This window comes from Streptomyces silvae (assembly GCF_016745505.1).
Classification (GTDB): Bacteria; Actinomycetota; Actinomycetes; order Streptomycetales; family Streptomycetaceae; genus Streptomyces; species Streptomyces silvae.
This window is the reverse complement of the sequence record NZ_JAERUC010000012.1, coordinates 30,795-47,901: the sequence shown is the minus strand read 5'-3', so window position 1 is coordinate 47,901 and position 17,107 is coordinate 30,795. Positions and strand designations below refer to the sequence as shown.

The following is a 17,107-nucleotide window of genomic DNA, read 5'->3' as shown; positions in this document are numbered from 1 at the left end:
GGACTTTCAGATCTCGGTGACGGCAGGTTCAAGGCGGACAGAGCGATTTGTGCGCTACGTGCTACGGTCCGCAGACTCTGGCACCGCCCCGTGCTGCGAGGGATCTCATGACGTAGTGGAATCAGCGGAGCCATGAGATCACCTGATCTGCCGTGAGGATCTGGCACTGCCACGCCCGCGTGACGATGTGAGCGGGGTTCTTGGATCCGAGGTTGGTCATCAGGTCCCGCCCGTCTCGGCGAACGATGTTGACGGGCCGCTTCAGCTCGGTGGCCATCTGCGCGGAGCGCATTCCCCTCGCGATGAACGGGATGAGTTGACGCTGCGCAAGGGGCAGGTACAGCCCTTCTGGGGCGAGCAGCTCCGGGCGGTCGATGGCTTCGGTGGCGTAGCCGACGGCAATAGCGGTGGCGTTATCGCTCACTCCGTGCAGCTTCCGCTTGGCCAACTTGAGGTAGCCGGCTGCCGTGCCCTCCCGGATCTTGAGGCCGTGGGCGACGACAGCGATGGTGCTGCCATCGCGCAGACCCTCGATGATCTGTCGTTCCCTGGGGGCGAGGGTGATCCTCGCGATCGTTGTCACTGCTGTACTCCTCTCTGGCGGGTACGAGCGATATGGAGGCACAGCTCAACGAACCGCGCCTCATCAGCGGCTACCAAGTCGTGTATGGCGGGGTCTGGCCGACGGCGAGGGGAGCGAAGCAGTCCAGCGGATATGAGCGCGCAGAGAATCGCAGCGAGGGTGATGCGGAGGGTGTTCCGCCCAGCGCTGGGGCGCTGCGGCTCCCGTCGGGGGACGTGTGGAGCCGTGTTTTCCCAGCGCCGGGCGGGGAGTCGGGCCGCAGGGGGAAGCAGCCCGACGTCTGGGGTGGGGGAATGCGTCATGAGGGGTCGACCTCCCTCAGCACGGCGAGTTCGCCCATCAGGTCGAGGACGGTGAGGATCGAGCTGGCGAAGCGCACCAGGTGCCCGTGGGCACCCTCCGGGCCGGGGAACTCGCTGCTTCGGGCCATGACGTCGTCCATCTCCGATGGGTAGGTCTTCAGCAGGCGCGCCACCACATCATTGAGCGTCGGGGCCACGTCCCTCAGCCGGGCCGAGATAACCGCGCTGTCCTCAGGGGAGAGGCGCGCAGCGTTCTCGCCGAGGACGGTCTCCAGGTCGTCGTACAGGGCGACGGTGACCGCGTCGGAGGCGAGGAAGCGGCGCAGGCCGAGGTCGACTCGGCTGGCTGTCTCCTCGTCGTTGGCGAATGCTGCGACGGGTAATGGTGCAGTGCTTTCGTACATCAGGGCGGTCATCAGTTCCTCCCCGAGGAGAGGCGGAAGACGCACCACGTGGTGTGGCCGTCGTCGCTGACTCCCCAGTTGTGGGCGAGGACTGCGACGAGGAAGAGGCCGCGGCCGGACAGGTCGTCGTCTTCCGCCTGGGCGAGCTGGGCCGGGTTCGGGTTGCCGTCCGTGACCTCGATCCGGAGTCCGCCGTCGGCGCAGACGGCTTTCAGCCCTACGTCGCCGTGTCCGTGCCTGATGCCGTTGGTCACGAGTTCCGACACCGCGAGGATCACGTTCTCGGCGGTCGACTCCGGTACTCGCCAAAGTTTTAGGTAGGCCGCAGTGATCTTGCGCATGTCTGAGACGCGGCACTCGTCCGGGGTGAAGGCGACTGCGAATCCGGAGCCGATGCTCTGCTGCATTTCACACGCGGTCACGACTACTGCAGACGTTGCGGGGCCCATCATGCTCCTCCCAGTTGAGAGCAATGGGAGAGGATGTGTCGTGCAGCGCTGTTGCGTCGCGCACTTCGCACCTCGCCGACGGGCACTCCGTACGTGAGCTCGGGTGCCTTCGCCGGCGGTGTCACTCGACGCTTCGCCCCTGCGCTCTCCGGCGTCACGAGCGCCACGAACCCGCCGTAGTGAGCCATCAGGTCGAGCTGGAGTTCGTACTCGTCCAGGTGCGGGCTGATGTCCGTGTGAGCCAGAGCCACGACGCCATCAATGTGCCCGGCGTGCACCAGATGCAGCACCCAGCGCCAGCCGGGGCGGTGCATCGGGTCCGTCTTGCGGAGCCGGTCCGCAATGCATAGATCGGCGCCGATCCGCCAGCCCTCGTCGGTGGCATAGGCACGGGGCGCAGCGAACGAGGGCGCTGGCCGCTCCCGCAACGGGTTTAAGGAGTACAGGCAGACACGGGGGGTTCGGCCGTGAGCTTCGAGGTGCGCGAGACGGTGGTCAAGGACTTCACGACGCGCGACCCCGAGCCTCACGATCGGATCGGGCGTGATGCGGATCTCGTCCGTGCGCCACCGCAGAGAGGCCCGACGCTCGGCTTCCATCCATGCCGGCGCTTTGCGCGGTCGGGCGGGCTCCGGGCTCCACGGTTCCGGAGGCGCATACAGCGGCCACTGGTAGACATAAGCGGCTCTGTCCAGGTACTCCGTCAGCCTGTCGGCAAGAGCGAGCGGCATTACGACCTCCCCAGGGTGAAGCGGTTCCACGGCAGGCCGATGCTGGCCAAGCGGTCGGCGCTCGCTGTGTCGGTTGTGCCAGTGGAGGCGTTCATGTGGAGTGCTCCCGCTCGTCTGGTAGCTGGCCTACAAGAGCGAACCGCCAATCCGCTGAGCCCGGAATGGGGTCAAGGGCTTGGAGGTGGTCAAGGTGGTCAAAGATCAACAATGACCACCAGGTTGGTACGTCGCCGTGCTGAGTTGCCTTCTACGCCGATGTGCGGTGTGACGGCTGATACTCAGTCAACGACTCTCGGTGACCGAGCGACAGGAATAGTCCGAGGTTCGTGCATCCCTATAGACCGGAAGACTTTGCGTTCCCATTGCCAAGTTTCTGGGCAGCTCGGTAGTGGCGGTACTACTTTCAGTGCATGGGAGTGAACGTCATCCTGAAGAAGCGGATGGATGAACTCGACTTAACCCAGGACGAGTTGGCTGATCGCTGCAACCAGGCACTTCTGGAGATCGCAGGCAGGCCTGGGGACATGTCGTCGCGCACGATCCGGAACCTGCTCAACGGGACGACTCGGCGGCCAATCGGCCGTACTTGCGCTGCACTTGAGCGTGTGTTCGGCTGCCCCGTGGCGGACCTGGGGTTCCACACCCCCAGCACCATGCAACATCCTCCGGAGGGCCCCGTGCGGCGTCGTGACTTCATCGTTGCCACCACAGGAACGGCGGCCAGCGCTGTACCCCTCGGAAAACAGCGTCGTTCGGTAAGCATGACGGACGTGGATCGAGCCTCCGCCGGCATGAACAAGCTCGTCGAAGCGGACGACCGTCAGGGCGGACACCGATCCCTTGCTGCCGCAGCCATCGACGGCCGGGCCAAGATCCTGGAACTTCAACAGCGAAACGCCAGCGAAAGTGTGCGCCGCGCCTTGTACGCCCTCGCCGCCGAGTACACGACTATCGCGGCCTGGGCCTGCATCGACCTGAGGGAGCTGGACACAGCGCAGGCACACCTCCACGAGTCCACTACCTTCGCGGGACTGTCCCAGGATTCCGCGACCGGAATGCGGGTGTGGATCAACGTTGCGATGCTCGCCTACCAGCGGAAGAACTGGCCTGAGCAACTAGCGGCTGCCCAGGCGGCCAACGCCTCGAAGGCGGCTCGTAGGGACCCCTTCTTCAGCTCCATGGGGCGGGTACGTCTCGCGCTTGCTCACTCATCACTCGGCGATCCAAGAGCGGCTAAACGGGCTCTGGAATCAGCGCAGGAGACCCTGCGGAAAGCGGCACCGGACGAGCGGCCTCGCTGGACTGCGTTCTACGGTCCAGCTGAGCTCAACCATCTTGCCGCCGTCATCCTCAACCGCAACGGAGAAGCGGCCCCCGCCGAGGCCATGGCCCATCGAGCCCTCGCCAAGATCCCGGCGGAGTTCCAGCGCAACCGAGCCCTGGCGACATGCCAACTCGCCCTCGCGCAGCTCCGCCAAGGTGAGCCCGAGCGGGCAACGGAGACCGCGGCCACTGTCTTCCAGACCATGGATGGCGCTCCTCTTCCAGGACGGATGCGCACCCTGATCGGGGATTTCCACCGAGACCTGTTCCGGCTGGCGCCCTCCACGGCGTACGCACGGGACTGGGCAGACCGTATGCGAGAAGAATGGAGTCGAGTGTGACCAGGCTGATCGACCTGCGCCACTACAACCATGGAAGCCTCCCCGAGGGCTTCAAGCAGATGCTGATCGACGTGCACGCCGATTCCTATGCCGAAGCGATGGACAACGAGTTCAACCAACGATTCCCGTGGTTCGTCGACCACTGGTCCGGCATGGACGGCTTCACGTGCGTCGTCGCCTTCGAGGATGAGGAGCCGACGGGGTTCGCGTACGGCGCGCCGCTGCAAGTCGGCCGCGAGTGGTGGCGCTCGACTGCGTTCGAACCGAACAACGGCTACACCGCGACCTACGCAGTCTCCGAGGTCATGGTGCGGCCGAAGTGGCGCAAGCAAGGAATCGCGGATCGACTGCACGAGGCGCTGCTGAGCAGGCGTAACGAGGATCTTGCTGTACTCCTGGTCGACGTGACTCACCCAAAGGTGCAGGACCTCTACGAACGGTGGGGTTACCGCAAGACCGGTGAGCAGCAGCCGTTCGCCGACTCTCCGGTCTATGCCGTGATGGTTCGGGATCTCCGTTCCTAGCGCCGAGGCACGGGCTTCAGACCGGGTGACTTTGCGACATCTTCTCTGCGCCAGTGCTTAGTTGAGCACTACGTTGAGTGTCTGCCCCTCCCCGTGCTACCCGGCGGGGCGGGTCGGTCAACGTGGTCAAAGATCGTTTTCTGGTTCGGGGGCGCAGAATGGCGCGCGAGAGAAATGAGCGGCTGGCCTCGCTCCTCTTGGAAGCGGGCTGGTCACGGGCTCAGGCCACCGCCGCATACAACCGTGTCGCCGCCGAAACGCTGAACGGCGAAGTGCTGGAGAACTCCAAGATCGGACGCTCCCACGTGAGCATGTGGGTGGGAGGCGTCCAGGCATCAGGGGTCGCTCCCGCTATCTTGTGCCAGGCGCTGTCCCGTCGATTGAAGCGTGAGATCACGCCACAAGAGATCGGGTTCGCAGCCGCCACCTCGCCAGCGCAGGAGGCGCTGGACTGGCGCGTCGATCCTCTGATCGCGCTGAGCGACTTGGGGAATGGCGTGAACACGGACCGGCGTCGACTGCTGGCAGGCGGCGTGTACTCTGCGGCGTCTCTGATCTTGCCGGACGCGGAGTGGTGGCAGGCCATGGCCGAGCCACCGGTCGAGGAGACCGCGGCTCGGAAGCGGGTCGGCCACGGGGACGTCGAGACCGTACGGGAACTGACCCTCGCGTTCTCGCGCATGGACCAACGGCGCGGAGGCGGACATGGCCGGCGGGCCGTCGACGAGTACCTGAAGAACGACGTTCACAGCTTCCTCCGAGGACGCTTCGCCGACGACGGGACCCGGCGCGCCATGTTCTCTGCCTCGGCAGAACTGGCCTACGTGTCGGGCTGGATGGCCTTTGACAACAGCGAGCACGCCATTGCGCTCCAGCGATTCAACATCGCGGTAAAACTGGCAGCCCGGTCCGGCGACGCACCCTTGAGCGGGCACATCCTGAGAGCCATGGCCCACCAAGCCCTCGACATGGGGTTTCGCCACGAAGCTCTCCAACTCGCGCGGGCTTCGGTGCACGGGCAGCGGTACGCAGCCGCCACCCCGCGAGAGCGAGCGCTCCTGGGCGTGGTGCACGCGCGGGCTCTCGCAGCGAACCGACACAACGACCGGGCGGCGAAGGCCCTGTTGCGAGCCGAAGATGACCTCTCCAACGCACACGACGGGATCAAGGAGCCCGACCGGACGTTCTTCTTCGGAGAGGCGTCCCTCGCCCATGAGACGGCCTGCACATTAAGGGACATGGGCGATCAGCGGCGGGCAGTGAAAGAATTTCGCCGCTCCGTGCGTACACGCGGTGCTGCGTTCCGGCGCACGCACGCGGTCACCCTCGGGTACATGGGCGCGACGCAGATCGCCCAGGGCGGCGTGGAAGAGGCGTGCGCAACGTGGACCAGCGTCCTGGACGCGATGGAGGACGGGATCTACTCCGGCCGCGCGCGGCAGAGAGTCATCGACATGCGACACCTGCTGTCGCCCTACCGCAAGCGCGGCATCCCCGTGGTCGGGGTACTCGATGCCCGAGCTGCCTCGTATCTTGCCCAAGTAGATTGATCGCCAGCGTCTGTGCATTCGAGTCGAGGGGGACGGGCCCGTGGCCTTGGAGATCCAGCCGATCGGGGAAGTCATCGCTGGTCGCAGCGAGGTGGCCGATGACTACTGGGGCGGAGTCGAGTCCGTGATCCAGCTCAACAAGGACGAGTTCCCCATCGACTCCGTTCAGGGCCTGGAGGAGTTCTCCCACTTGGTGGTGGTGTGGCACTTCGATCAGTCGTCGCCCGACGACGTCGAGTACCACGCCCGGAGCCCGCGCGGTAACGCGCAGTGGCCTGCCACGGGAACGTTCGCGCACCGCAACCATCGGCGCCCTAACCAGCTTGCGCAGAGCTTCCCTCGCTTGTTGGAGGTCGACGGCCTTCGGCTCCGAGTGACCGATCTGGACGCGGTGGTCGGGACGAAGATTTACGACGTGTCCCCGTTCTTCAGCGAGATGGGGCCGCGCGGCCCAGTCCGCGAGCCCGTCTGGCCGAGCGAGATGCTGGTGGACTACTGGGCAAGAAGGAGCTGAATCGGCCGCACGGGAGGCTTCGGCTGGCTGGCAAGTGGTCTTCCACATGGGGGCGCTACAGACTGGGCCCTTCGAACTCATCTGCAACATCCGGCTCTTGAGGCGGGAGGGCCACGGCATCGGTCGACGCTAGGTGGGACCCATCGCGCGAGCCCGTCGTCACCATTTCAGGCGTCGGCCCGTCGAGGGTGTCGCAACCAACCTCCTTGGTGATGACAGTCTCGGCACGATCCAGAGTCAGCAGCATTGGGCCGTACGGACCCATCGAATAGCCAGTGTGGTGGCCGTGTAGGTGCAGCTCTTCCACGGCCTGAACGCCGGCCTCGACCGCCGACACGTTGTCCGGCTGAACGAGTGCGTGCAGTTCCTCCTCCCAGACCCATCCCAAATCGCGGAGGACGGTTCGAGCCTCCTCCTGCTCCCAGCCGCTTCGCGCCACCAGTCCGTAACGCGGGTCGGTCGAGAAGACCATGCTCGGGTCCGCCATCATCCGGCCATCTCCTGGACTCGTTCCGAAACTCCCGCCCTCTCGTCCTTGGCCGTGGGCCAGGCCGCGAGCTGGAAACGCGCCGGACGGTCGTCGTGCCTGCCGACGCGGCATTCGTCGCCTGCTTTGCCCAACGACTTGTTCATTCGGGTGAGGAAGCGGTCGTACTGCTCGTGCCAGATCACGGACGAGCCCGCCTCCGCGTACGCGTCTCCCCTGGCGAAGGCCAGGGCCGCGATCTCGTATGCCAGGCCCTCGTGCTTCGCCCAGCAGGGCGGGATGACGTCCTGCGGCTGCCAGGCGTACGTCCGGTTCAGCCAGCGGCACACGGAATCGAGCCACGCGGGCATCGGCTTGATCAGCTCTGCTGACAGGGCGCCGATGTCCCACGGGACGGGACCGTCGGCGGCCACGGACTCCTCCGTGCTCCGTTCCGCGATGTACTCCAAGATCAGTGCGGGCGGTTCGGGAAAGGGCTCGAAGTGGGTCAGGGTCTCGATCATGCGGCAGCCGCTCCTTCACGGCCGGCCCACGCCACCGCGTGGGCCTTGGCCTGGTTCCTCTTCTCCGTAGCCCGCCGGGTCCGCTCGGCTTCATTGGCGGCTCGAAGGTCACGGACGTGACCCTCGATCTCGGCCCAGGAATCCCAGGTCCACATGCCGTCGAGCCGGGAGACGATCGGCGGGAGGTTGTCCGCGAGGACCAGGGCGTGCCCCTCGGGGAGGCCCTTGATCTCGTCTCCTCGAAGGACGGGTTCGAGCGCCATGTGCGTGGCCGTCGAGTGGCCGCCGCGGTCTCCGCCGGACGTGGTCTTCGTCGTGCGCTCTCGCTCGACCTGACCACACAGGTCGGACATGTCCTTCAGGAAGTCCGGGTCCTTGTCCCCGGGCAGGACGATGACGTTGTTGGTGAAGGCCGCCAGCTCCTTGGCGGTGTCCTCGCCGAAACGGGCACGAGCCGACGCCCACGCCTGGAGGCCGTAGACCACTGTGATGCCTCGGCCCCGACCGTCGGCGACGCGTTGGCGGAGGGAGGGGATAGGCGCGATGTTCGGCGCCTCGTCCAAGGCCGCGAGCAGTGCGGGGTCGAGCCGCCCGGCCGGGGACGCGAGGGCGTGTGCCTCCGCGAAATCCAGAAGGTCTTCGGCTATCGCGGTGGTCAGCGGCGCGACGCTGTTCACCTCGCTGTCCTTGCCGAGGAGATAGAGGGTGCCCCCGGCGTCGAGGAACGCGCCGAAGTCCGTGGGGTCCCCTCCGTCTCCCTGAAGGGCATTGATCACCGACTGGTGCATGAAGGGTTCGAGAGCCGCGTCGAGGGTCGAGGCGGTGTTGCCGACGGTGCGGCTGTCGCCAGTGGTGGCCGTGCGAAGCATGTCCGCCCAGCCGGGGCCGGCGCCCGGGTGAGCGTTGAGGATGCCGAGGGGTGCCGGGTCGGTCAGCTTGCGGGCCCAACGCAGAACCCAGTCGAGTGAGGCGCCGTCGAGGGCGGCGGCGTGGAAGAAGGCGGCGAGGATCTTGGACGCCTGCCCCTTGTAGAAGGCGCTGCCCTCGCTGGACTGTGCCGCACCGTTGGGGGTGCGCGACCCCGCGACGAACGCCTTCCCGCGCATCATCGCCACCTCCGTGTCGGCTGCGCCGTTGATCGGCGTCCACCGGAAGCGCGGGAGGCTCGGCGCGATGTTCTGCGGGTCGAAGACGGCGACGGGGCGACCGTCCCGCTGCCGCGCGTCGAGGGTCAGTTCGACCAGATCGGGCTTGGTCGAGGTGGCCAGGACCGGCCCGGCCCAGCGGCGGACGAGCGGGGCGAAGAACCGCAGAGTCTTTCCACTGCCCATCGGGCCGATGACCCGGCATGCCTTGTCGGCGCGGGACCACAGCTCGACGCCCTTCGGGCGCTGCGACGTGCCCAGCGAGTAGCCGAAATCGTGAGGATCGAGGGGGTGGTGCATGACGTACTCCGGAGGGAGGTGGGCGGGTGACAAGGAAAGAGGGTCAGCGACCGGCGGGGCGGTCCTTCGCGAAGCTCACCCCGGTTGCGCGGCTGGGGTGGCGGTCGTCGCTGGTGAGGGAGGGGCGGATCTCGGTGGCCTTCAGGACTGCTTTGGCCGACATCTGGCGCTTGAGCTGTCCCTTGCTCGCGAATCCGGCGTTGCGCCGTCCGCGGTTCAGCAGGAACCAGAGCGTCACCAGGGCTACCGCGCACACGGCCGTCACGGCGTACAGGACAAGGGAGATGCCGCCGGGCATGATGTCCATTACTCGGCCCTCCGGGCGACGCGGGCCGCCAGGTAGCGCATCCGCCGGCCGCACAGCCGCGACATCGACGCGTCGGGCCCGGCACAGCGCGGGGGCGCGGTGTGGAAGGCGCTGTGTAGGTCCTCGGCGGCTCGCCAGATGTGGGCGACGGCCGTACGTACGCGTCCTCCAGCGGCGGAGTAGTCGCCGTGGTCCAGGACGAGGGCCAGTTCCTTCATGCGCCGTGCGAGGTCGAGCGCTTCGGCGTGCAGCTGGTCGATGTCCTGTCGCACCGCGCGCTCGTCGGCGGGAAGCGTGGTGTGGTCGGTGGTGGCGGTCATGGCGGGGGCTCGTTCCGAGTCTGTGTGGAAGGGGTCGGCGGTCGAGGGGCGGTGGTATCCGCTCATTCGGCGTCCGGGGAGGTGCTGGTCAGGTCGGTCATCGAGCCGGAGGAGAAGCACAGGTGCTGTTCTGCCTCCACCAAGAGGTGCTGGACGCCGGGGTAGATCACCTCGCCGACCTTCCACAGCGCGATCCCACGGCGCAGGCGCATGATGTGCTCGGCCGTCCAGGACGGCAGACCCAGCCGGGCCACCGTCGCTTCCGCCTCAGCCTTCTTCTGGCTGTAGATCACGATGGTGTCGGCCATCTTCAACGCCGCTTGGGTCTCTGGGCTGTCGTCGATGTCGGACAGGTGATGGACGATGAAGATGCAGCTCAGCCCGTATCCCCGCGCGAATTTCAGGAACTTCTCAAGCAGCGAAGCGAGTTGAGGGGTCCCGAGGATGTGCCAGGCTTCCTCGCAGACGAGGATGCGCTTGCGCTGCGTGTAGCGGCGGCAGCCGGAGCCGGGGTTCGGCCCCAGCTCCCAGGCCCCGGAGTTCGCGTCGACCACGACGCGGTCGTGCTGCCCCGGCTCCGTCCCGCATTCGCACAGCGGGCGCAGCCAGACCTCTTCGAGGAAGACCGAGATCACGGCGACGAGGATGGTCATGGCGACGCCGCCCGACGGAACCTTGGTCAGGTCAAAAACGATCATGTCGGCGTCGAGATCCACGCCCAGGCTGGTCGGGCCGTCGAGCATGCCCGTCAGGTCGCCGGTGTCGTCCTGTTCGCTGCCGCAGAGCCGGTCCAGGACGTAGGACGCCTCCAGGCCGTCACCGAGCAGTTCGTCCCGCGTACGCTTCTTGGCCGTCGCGTCGGACTCCTCCGGGGATCGCAGCGCGGCGGAGACGTCGGCCAGGACCGGGGTGCGGCCGAGTTCTCCCGCCCGCTGGTGGGCCCTGCGGATCGCGATCCGCAGGGCAGAGCCGGCGAACTCGTCCAGGGCCTTGCCGAGACCGAGTTCAACGATCGTCCGCACCAGCTCGACTTGCCGCTTGCCCGCGATGGCCGGGTCCATCGGGTTGATACACGAGGCACCACGGCCGCCACCGGGCGCGAACTTCACCGGGGCCTTGCCGGTCAGCGAGCGGCCGAGCGCGGCCCACTCGCCTTCCTCGCGCTCCTTCTGCTCCTTGGTGTCGAGGACGACGACCTGACGCCCGAGGCGGATCTGCCGGGCCGCGTACGTCTTGGTCAGGGCCGACTTGCCCCGGCCCGTGTCCCCCATGACGATCATGTTGCCGCCGGGCAGACAGTCACCGAACGCCGAGAACGGGCAGTAGATGAACGCCTTGCCCGAGTACAGCTCCCGGCCGATGATCGCGCCCGCCGTGCCGAGGGTCGGCGGGGCGATCGGCAGGTACAGGGCCTGGCTGGTGGTCGTCTCGGTGTAGAGGGGACGGCGCACCGTCTCGTACATCGGCGACAGCGGGGCGAGGCCGAGGAGGTCGGTCACTTGATGCCTCCAGCGAGGGGAAGGGTCGTGGCGAAGGCACGGGCGTGTTCGAGGTCAAGCCATTCGATCCGCAGGTGCGCGTTGCGGGCGCGGGAGGCGGTGGTGCGCTTGGTGCGCTCCAGCTCTTCGGCGCTGCGCGAGGAGATGGTGATGTAGCCGACGACGGCGGAGCCGGCCGCGCCGGAGGAGGCCAGGGTCATGCCGCGTGACCCGGTAGCGCTGGCGGCGATCTGGTCCCGCGGGTCGATGTTCTTGCCGCGCTTCCGGTCGCGGTCGATCTCGGCCTGGTTGTTCGTGTCCTCCGCGAGCATCCGCTCCACGGCCTTGTCGTTAGGTTCGAGCTGCTGCGTGATGGAGATGGTGCGGATGACGTCGGGCATCCCGATCAGCAGAGGCGAGAGGAAGTCGGGGCCGACAGGGCTCGTGGGCCATCCGACGACGGCGGCCGTGGCGTGGTACCAGCTGTCCGTGGAGCCTGCCGCGCGGGTGGCAACGTGGGCACCGTCGCGGACGTCGACGTTGCGGGGGAAGGCGTGCGCCTGTCGGAGGTCGGTGTCCCAGATGGCGTGGTCAGGGTCGTAGGAGTTGCGGATGAACGCGGTCATCCGGCCTTCGTCCAGGGGTGCGATCACGGAGAGGTCGGCGTCCTCCGCGCGGGACCACAGCTCATCCAGGTACGCGGCCATGGCCGCGGCGATCCCTTCGTCACCAGTGCCGCGGGCGGCGCCCTCGGCCGCCAGGTCGCGGGTGAACCGGGCGTGGATGGTGATGTAGTAGCGGTGTTCCTCGGCGCTGGTGGAGACGGCGTTGGCCAGTACGTCGTACGAGTCCTTCAGCCACTGCGGGGCGTCCGTCGTCGCGGCCGACTCGTCGCGCTGCGCGATGTAACGCTGGTGGGCGTAGGGGTCCGACTTCATCTGCCGGGCCAGGACCTGGATGCGCTTCACCGGGTGTTCTTCGACGTTCCCGAACGCGTCGAGGAGTTCGCCCCAGCGCTCCAGGGCCACGATCTGCTCACCGACTTCCTTGCCGCCGAGGCCGGGCGAAGCGATCTCCAGAGTGGCTGTGACGCACCCGGCCTCCGGCTGGAGGACTACGACGGCCTGCTGACCGCGGACCGTGACAGGAACCCACGTCATGCCCGTGACGCCTTCCGGTTCCACAAGAGCGGCGTCCGGGGGCGTGCCGTTGCGGCGCACGCCGGCTTCGACGGCCGGGGACACCCACACGCCGCCGGTACGGCGGAGCGCCTTGCGGTGGTAGCGGTTGATCCGCCACCAGCGGTAGAAGGTGCGCCGCTGGGACGTGCCCTTGGGCCGGTACGGGGCGTACACGATGACCAGGGCGAGCAGGATCGGCAGGACCAGGCACGTTGCGGCGATGGCCGTCACGCCGTTGAAGAGGTAGCCGAAGAGGATGCCGGTGACGGCGCCGCCGCCGAGGACGACCTGTTCGCCGAGGTCTCGGCGGCCGACCAGCCCTGTGGGGCGGTGCTTTCCGAACTGATACGTACGAGTCGACATGGAAGGTCACTGATCCTTGCTGGGGTTCGGTCGTCCGGGTGCCTGGCCGCCCGAGGGCCGCGACGGCGGCGGGGGCGTGACGGAGGGCCCGGAGCCCGAGGTGGTTCCTGATGCGGGGGACAGGGAGGCGGGCGCTGGCGGGCCCGAGGTTCCCGCGCCGGTTGACGGCGGGAAGGACAGCTGTGCTGTGCTCGGTGCCCCGCTGGCTTCCGGTGCGCGTCCGGCCGAGGCGTGGCCACCGGCCGAGGACCAGTCCGGAGAAGAGCTGACGACCGGGTCGGAGGTCGCTCCCTGGGGACGAGCGGCGGCCGGTGCGCCGGACGTTCCGGCGGTGTCCTCGCCGCCCTGCTGGCTTTCGGGCTGTTCGGGCTTGCCGCCGCCTGCGGCGTCGGTGCCCTGCGCACCCGGGGAGCTGGTGGCCTTGTTCTTCGCCATGTCGACGCCGGCCTTGGCAATGGCGGCCCCGGCCGCGACCGGTCCGGCCACAGCAGTTCCGCCGCCCATCTTCGCGCCAGCGGTCTTCGCGCCAGCGGTCTTGGAGCCGCCCACCAAGGAGTCCTGGACACGAGCACCCATCGCCCTGTTGGCGTGCTGGGCGGGGCCGTCGATCGCGGCGGCCGGGCCGGAGGACTGTGCACTCTTCCGGTCATGGTGGAGGCTGGCCATCTCGTCGCCGAATGCGGGCACCCACTTGTAGAGCGTGGCGGACGCGAAGACGGCGAGCAGGAGGATCAACGCGCCGACCAGGGTCTTGGAGACCGCGTCGGACATGCTCCCCGAGGTGTCGCTGAGGATCGCGCCGCCCAGGCCCAGCAGAGCGAACAAGATCGGCTTACTCAGGCCGATGGCGAAGATGGCGCCGAACCACTTCTTCGACTTGCCCCACAGGTCGCGATCGACCAGCCCGGCGTTAACGATCGGCCCGAGCGCGACGGCCACGTAGATGGCCGCGCTGCGGATCAGCAGCTCGATCCACATCAGCAGGGCGCCGCACATCATGATGAGGTTGACGACCAGCAGCTGTCCCACACCCTCCGTGGGGTTGGCCGCCATGACCTTGAGGATGTTCTCCAGGAACGGTTTGAAGTTGCTCGTCGCGTACGGCTCGAAGACGGCCGTGACTTCGTCGATGGCCTTCATCAGCAGCGCGATCGCGCCCGGCGTCAGGGCGTTGACCACGAACTGGAGGAGCAGGAAGCCAATCGCCTCGGACACGGCGGTGGTCAGGGCGACTCCGCGGACCGCTCGCTTGGCCACGGCGATCAACCAGAGGGCCACGGTGAGCAGGCTGGAGGCCGCGAAGATGATCGCGTACTGCTTCAGGAAGCCGGGGCTCGTCAGGTCGATCTTCGTGGTGTTCTGGATCAGCTCCAGCATCTTGCGCAGGAACCAGATGTTCGCCTCGGTGAGCTTCTGGAGCAGGAACCCCAGCGGGTCCTTGACGAAGTCGATGGCCGCCTTCGCCTCACACACCATCGGGATGTAGCAGAAGGGATTGGCCACCGCCGAGGGCACGAACACGAACCCGATGACCACGTTGACCATCGCCACCGCCTGGAGGCGGCGGCGCCAGCGACCCGGCGCTCCCCGCTCGATGGTCAGCAGGCCGGGGGCGTCGTCACGCAGTCGCAGGCGCATTGCTGGCACCCCCCACGTCCGCGAAGCTGTCGGCCGGGGCCGCCTCCTGCATGGCCGGCGGAGACGGCACGAGCGGTTCGGACGGCGTGACGGCCGTCGTCTTCCAGGTGCCGTCCTCCCAGACCAGATCCACGGTCATCCGCAGGAAGGCGACCTGCGGGCGCTGCGTCTCGTCCTTCCCGGCGACGCCCCCCACCGACGCCGTCCACAGCTCCACGCTCGCGGCCTGGTCGGAGTAGGAGATCGAGCGGGTGGCGAGCGCCGCCGTCCGCGTGATCAGCTCGCTGCCGTCGACGGTCGTCCCGTCCGCGCCGACACCGCGGTTCTCCATGACCAGACGAGCCGTCGAGTCGGTGTCCGAGGTGACCGAGTGCAGCACGCTCGACGCGGCCGTGGCCGACAGCATCCGGTGCCGCCAGTCCTCATCGGTGAAGAACCGAGGGTCGCCGTAGAGCATGGTGGCGCTGACGGCAGCGGCACGCGCGCCGCGCTCGTTGTGTCCGTACGGTGCCGGGAATCCACTGCGGTCTTCGGCGCCGCTCAGCACGGGGTCTTCTGCAGCGGCCGGAACGTAGTCCGAGAAGTCGCCCGGTACGTTGGATGCCTGCCGCACGTCGATCGGAGCGACCAGTCCCGTCGAGGCCGAACTGTCCTTCAGCTTCCAGTCGTCGGACTCCCAGGTGAGGGTGACCGTCACCGACTGGAAACCCGTCTTCGGTGTCGCGTGCCCGGCCGTGCTGCCGCGAACCGTCGTCGTCCACAGCCGCACCATCGCCCCGTGGGCGTCGAAGCCCAGGACATGCGCCGAGAGGACACCGGTACGCGCGACGGTCTTCTTCACGGAGACCTTGGAGGTGTCGCCCCGCAGGGAGGCGACCGCGTCCTCGGCAGCGTGGTCGGCCTTCTTCACCGCCGCATCAGCCGAGCCCTTGGCCGCCATAACTGCCACCGCACGGTGCCGCGCGTCCTTGTCCGCGAGAAACTGCGAGCTCCCGCTGACCGTCGTGTAGTTGGCCGCTGCCGCCTTGGCGCCGGATCGAGTGTGCGGGTAGCCGACGGGGACGCCGTGCAGCTCCCGCACGCCTTCCCCGCTCGCCTGCGGAGCCGAGTGGGCGGGTGCCGACTCGGAGGGTGCCGTGGCCGGAGGGGTGCCCGTCGTCATGCTGACGACCACCCCGGCCGCGGTGACCACGGCTGCGCCGCCAGCCGCGATGCCCCAGAGCTTGGCCGACGAGCGGCGCGCTCCGCTGGCTTTCGAGGAGGAAACGTTCCTCCGGGATCGGATAGGCATGGGTTACACACCCATGCCGTACGTGATGGCGAAGATGGTGCCGAAGCTGGCCACGAGGAAGACGCAGGTCAGGCCGCCGACCATCATGCCCTTGCCGCGCGAGCTGTCCATCGTGGAGTGGCCCTCACCGAACCACCCCTTCGACTTGCCGACACCGGCGAGGAAGGCACCGGCGCCGACGACGAGGACGACGGCGGCGATGACACCCAGGATGACCTTCGCCGTGCCGCCGAGCTTCCCGAAGGGGCCCCAGTCCGGCTTCACGCCGGACACAACATCGGCTCCGGCGGCGAGGGTCGTGTGCAGGGAGGGATCGGCAGCGGCAGAAAGGAGGTTGTGCATGGTTTAGCCCCTTGGTGCTGTGAGGAATGGTTTGGGATGCTTTGGCGTGATTAGCCGACGTGCCGCATCGCGATGATCTGCGGTTTCCAGTAGCTGAGCGGCTTGATCCGCACCTGAGCCCCGGTGTGCGGTGCGTCGATGACCTGGCCGCCGCCGATGTACATGCCGACGTGCTCAGGGCCGGCGCTGCCCGGGACGCTGAACAGCAGGTCGCCCGGGACGAGTTGGGAGACGGCCTTGACGGCGGTCCCTGCGTGGACCTGGTCGTACGTGGTTCGCGGCAGGTTCACTCCCGCCGCTGACCAGGCCATCTTGGTGAGCGAGGAGCAGTCGCAGCCGCCCACACCCTCGTACGGCATGACGCAACTGCCGCCCCACCGGTACCAAGTGCCCAGGGCCGTCTTCGCGGCCGAGATCGCGCGGGCGGCGCCCTTGCCGGCCGGTGCGTCCGGGCTGACGGCGTCGGCCCATTTCGAGGCCAGAGCGCGGATGCTGCGCACGTAGTTGCGGGTCTCGGGGTACGGGGGGATGCCGCCGTACTTGATCACCGCTCCGCCGCCCGCGTTGTACGCGGCCAGCATGTTGTCCGTCGAGTCGCCCGGCACCTTCTTGACCTCGTTTGCCAAGGTGCAGTCGTACGCGGCCTGCGCGGCGATGGCGTCGGCGGGGTTGCGGACGTCCTTGACCCCGTCGCCGTCGCCGTCCTTGCCGTGCTGGGCCCAGGTCCCCGGCATGAACTGGGCGATCCCGAGAGCGCCGACGGGTGACGTCGCGCCGGAGTTGAAGTGGCTTTCCGTGTAGAGCTGAGCCGCCAGGAGCGAGGCTGTGACCTGCGGGCACTCGCCCGCGTGCTTGTTGATCAGCTCACGGACCCAGCCCGGCACGGGAGCGTCCGTCGTGATGCCGCCACCCGGTCCGGCTTCCTGCGCGGAGGCGCTGTCGGCCCCTCCGAACGTGGTCAGCATGGCGACACCGGTGATGAGCCCGGCCGTGACGAGTCCCAGGCCAGCTTGCGTGCCCTTGTTCATCGC

The 17,107-nt window shown here is 67.8% G+C and carries 19 protein-coding genes; 4 read left to right on the top strand and 15 right to left on the bottom strand.

All coding sequences use genetic code 11. From position 1 onward, the window contains the following. Positions 1 to 121: 121 nt before the first annotated feature. From JKV81_RS02065 to JKV81_RS02050, 4 genes are all read right to left on the bottom strand, one after another. Entirely contained in the window at positions 122 to 583 is a 462-nt protein-coding gene (locus JKV81_RS02065) for a helix-turn-helix domain-containing protein (protein ID WP_109879036.1), read from the bottom strand. A 298-nt stretch (positions 584 to 881) separates the two neighbouring features. Next, positions 882 to 1,301, bottom strand: coding sequence for a DUF6415 family natural product biosynthesis protein (locus JKV81_RS02060; protein WP_109879037.1), 420 nt, complete (start codon positions 1,299 to 1,301; stop codon positions 882 to 884). Beyond that, on the bottom strand, positions 1,301 to 1,696 hold the full coding sequence (locus JKV81_RS02055) for an ATP-binding protein (RefSeq protein ID WP_109879038.1): 396 nt from the start codon (positions 1,694 to 1,696) through the stop codon (positions 1,301 to 1,303). The genes JKV81_RS02060 and JKV81_RS02055 overlap by 1 nt, the downstream gene beginning before the upstream one ends. Positions 1,697 to 1,737: 41 nt before the next feature. After that, positions 1,738 to 2,469, bottom strand: a complete 732-nt coding sequence (locus tag JKV81_RS02050) for a hypothetical protein (protein WP_109879039.1) — start codon at positions 2,467 to 2,469, stop codon at positions 1,738 to 1,740. A 410-nt stretch (positions 2,470 to 2,879) separates the two neighbouring features. On the opposite strand from JKV81_RS02050, the gene JKV81_RS02045 reads away from it, so the two are divergent. The 4 genes from JKV81_RS02045 (at position 2,880) to JKV81_RS02030 (ending at position 6,721) form a co-directional block, all read left to right on the top strand. Then, on the top strand, positions 2,880 to 4,133 hold the full coding sequence (locus tag JKV81_RS02045) for a helix-turn-helix domain-containing protein (RefSeq protein WP_109879040.1): 1,254 nt from the start codon (positions 2,880 to 2,882) through the stop codon (positions 4,131 to 4,133). Beyond that, on the top strand, positions 4,130 to 4,657 hold the full coding sequence (locus tag JKV81_RS02040) for a GNAT family N-acetyltransferase (RefSeq protein ID WP_109879041.1): 528 nt from the start codon (positions 4,130 to 4,132) through the stop codon (positions 4,655 to 4,657). Before JKV81_RS02045 ends, JKV81_RS02040 begins: the two co-directional genes overlap by 4 nt. A 158-nt stretch (positions 4,658 to 4,815) precedes the next feature. After that, entirely contained in the window at positions 4,816 to 6,207 is a 1,392-nt protein-coding gene (locus JKV81_RS02035; RefSeq protein ID WP_109879042.1) for an NsdA family TPR-like regulatory protein, read from the top strand. A 40-nt stretch (positions 6,208 to 6,247) separates the two neighbouring features. Then, entirely contained in the window at positions 6,248 to 6,721 is a 474-nt protein-coding gene (locus tag JKV81_RS02030) for a TrmO family methyltransferase domain-containing protein (protein WP_109879043.1), read from the top strand. Between the two features lie 55 nt (positions 6,722 to 6,776). Here JKV81_RS02030 and JKV81_RS02025 read toward each other — a convergent pair whose 3' ends face one another. The 11 genes from JKV81_RS02025 to JKV81_RS01975 form a co-directional block, all read right to left on the bottom strand. Next, positions 6,777 to 7,211 carry a hypothetical protein gene (locus tag JKV81_RS02025; RefSeq protein WP_181396646.1) on the bottom strand — a complete coding sequence of 145 codons (435 nt, stop codon included), beginning with the start codon at positions 7,209 to 7,211 and terminating at the stop codon, positions 6,777 to 6,779. Beyond that, positions 7,208 to 7,711, bottom strand: a complete 504-nt coding sequence (locus JKV81_RS02020) for a hypothetical protein (protein ID WP_109879044.1) — start codon at positions 7,709 to 7,711, stop codon at positions 7,208 to 7,210. Before JKV81_RS02020 ends, JKV81_RS02025 begins: the two co-directional genes overlap by 4 nt. After that, positions 7,708 to 9,156 carry a type IV secretory system conjugative DNA transfer family protein gene (locus tag JKV81_RS02015; protein WP_109879045.1) on the bottom strand — a complete coding sequence of 483 codons (1,449 nt, stop codon included), beginning with the start codon at positions 9,154 to 9,156 and terminating at the stop codon, positions 7,708 to 7,710. The genes JKV81_RS02020 and JKV81_RS02015 overlap by 4 nt, the downstream gene beginning before the upstream one ends. 43 nt (positions 9,157 to 9,199) lie before the next feature. Continuing rightward, on the bottom strand, positions 9,200 to 9,463 hold the full coding sequence (locus JKV81_RS02010) for a hypothetical protein (protein WP_109879046.1): 264 nt from the start codon (positions 9,461 to 9,463) through the stop codon (positions 9,200 to 9,202). Further along, a complete protein-coding gene (locus tag JKV81_RS02005; protein WP_236054997.1) occupies positions 9,463 to 9,783 on the bottom strand; it encodes a DUF6238 family protein in 321 nt (106 codons plus the stop codon). The genes JKV81_RS02010 and JKV81_RS02005 overlap by 1 nt, the downstream gene beginning before the upstream one ends. 62 nt (positions 9,784 to 9,845) lie before the next feature. Next, on the bottom strand, positions 9,846 to 11,282 hold the full coding sequence (locus JKV81_RS02000) for a putative type IV secretion/conjugal transfer ATPase (RefSeq protein WP_202074800.1): 1,437 nt from the start codon (positions 11,280 to 11,282) through the stop codon (positions 9,846 to 9,848). Then, positions 11,279 to 12,805, bottom strand: coding sequence for an SCO6880 family protein (locus JKV81_RS01995; RefSeq protein WP_109879049.1), 1,527 nt, complete (start codon positions 12,803 to 12,805; stop codon positions 11,279 to 11,281). Before JKV81_RS01995 ends, JKV81_RS02000 begins: the two co-directional genes overlap by 4 nt. A gap of 6 nt (positions 12,806 to 12,811) precedes the next feature. Beyond that, on the bottom strand, positions 12,812 to 14,443 hold the full coding sequence (locus tag JKV81_RS01990; RefSeq protein ID WP_236054996.1) for a brain acid soluble protein 1: 1,632 nt from the start codon (positions 14,441 to 14,443) through the stop codon (positions 12,812 to 12,814). Further along, positions 14,424 to 15,734, bottom strand: coding sequence for a hypothetical protein (locus JKV81_RS01985; RefSeq protein ID WP_236054995.1), 1,311 nt, complete (start codon positions 15,732 to 15,734; stop codon positions 14,424 to 14,426). Before JKV81_RS01985 ends, JKV81_RS01990 begins: the two co-directional genes overlap by 20 nt. Before the next feature lie 3 nt (positions 15,735 to 15,737). After that, the gene (locus JKV81_RS01980; protein WP_007447287.1) at positions 15,738 to 16,076 is read right to left on the bottom strand and encodes a DUF8827 family protein; all 339 of its coding nucleotides are present in this window, start codon (positions 16,074 to 16,076) and stop codon (positions 15,738 to 15,740) included. Positions 16,077 to 16,126: 50 nt separating this feature from the next. After that, positions 16,127 to 17,104: a C40 family peptidase gene (locus tag JKV81_RS01975; RefSeq protein ID WP_109879050.1), complete on the bottom strand. Its 978-nt coding sequence runs from the start codon at positions 17,102 to 17,104 to the stop codon at positions 16,127 to 16,129. Positions 17,105 to 17,107: the final 3 nt, after the last annotated feature.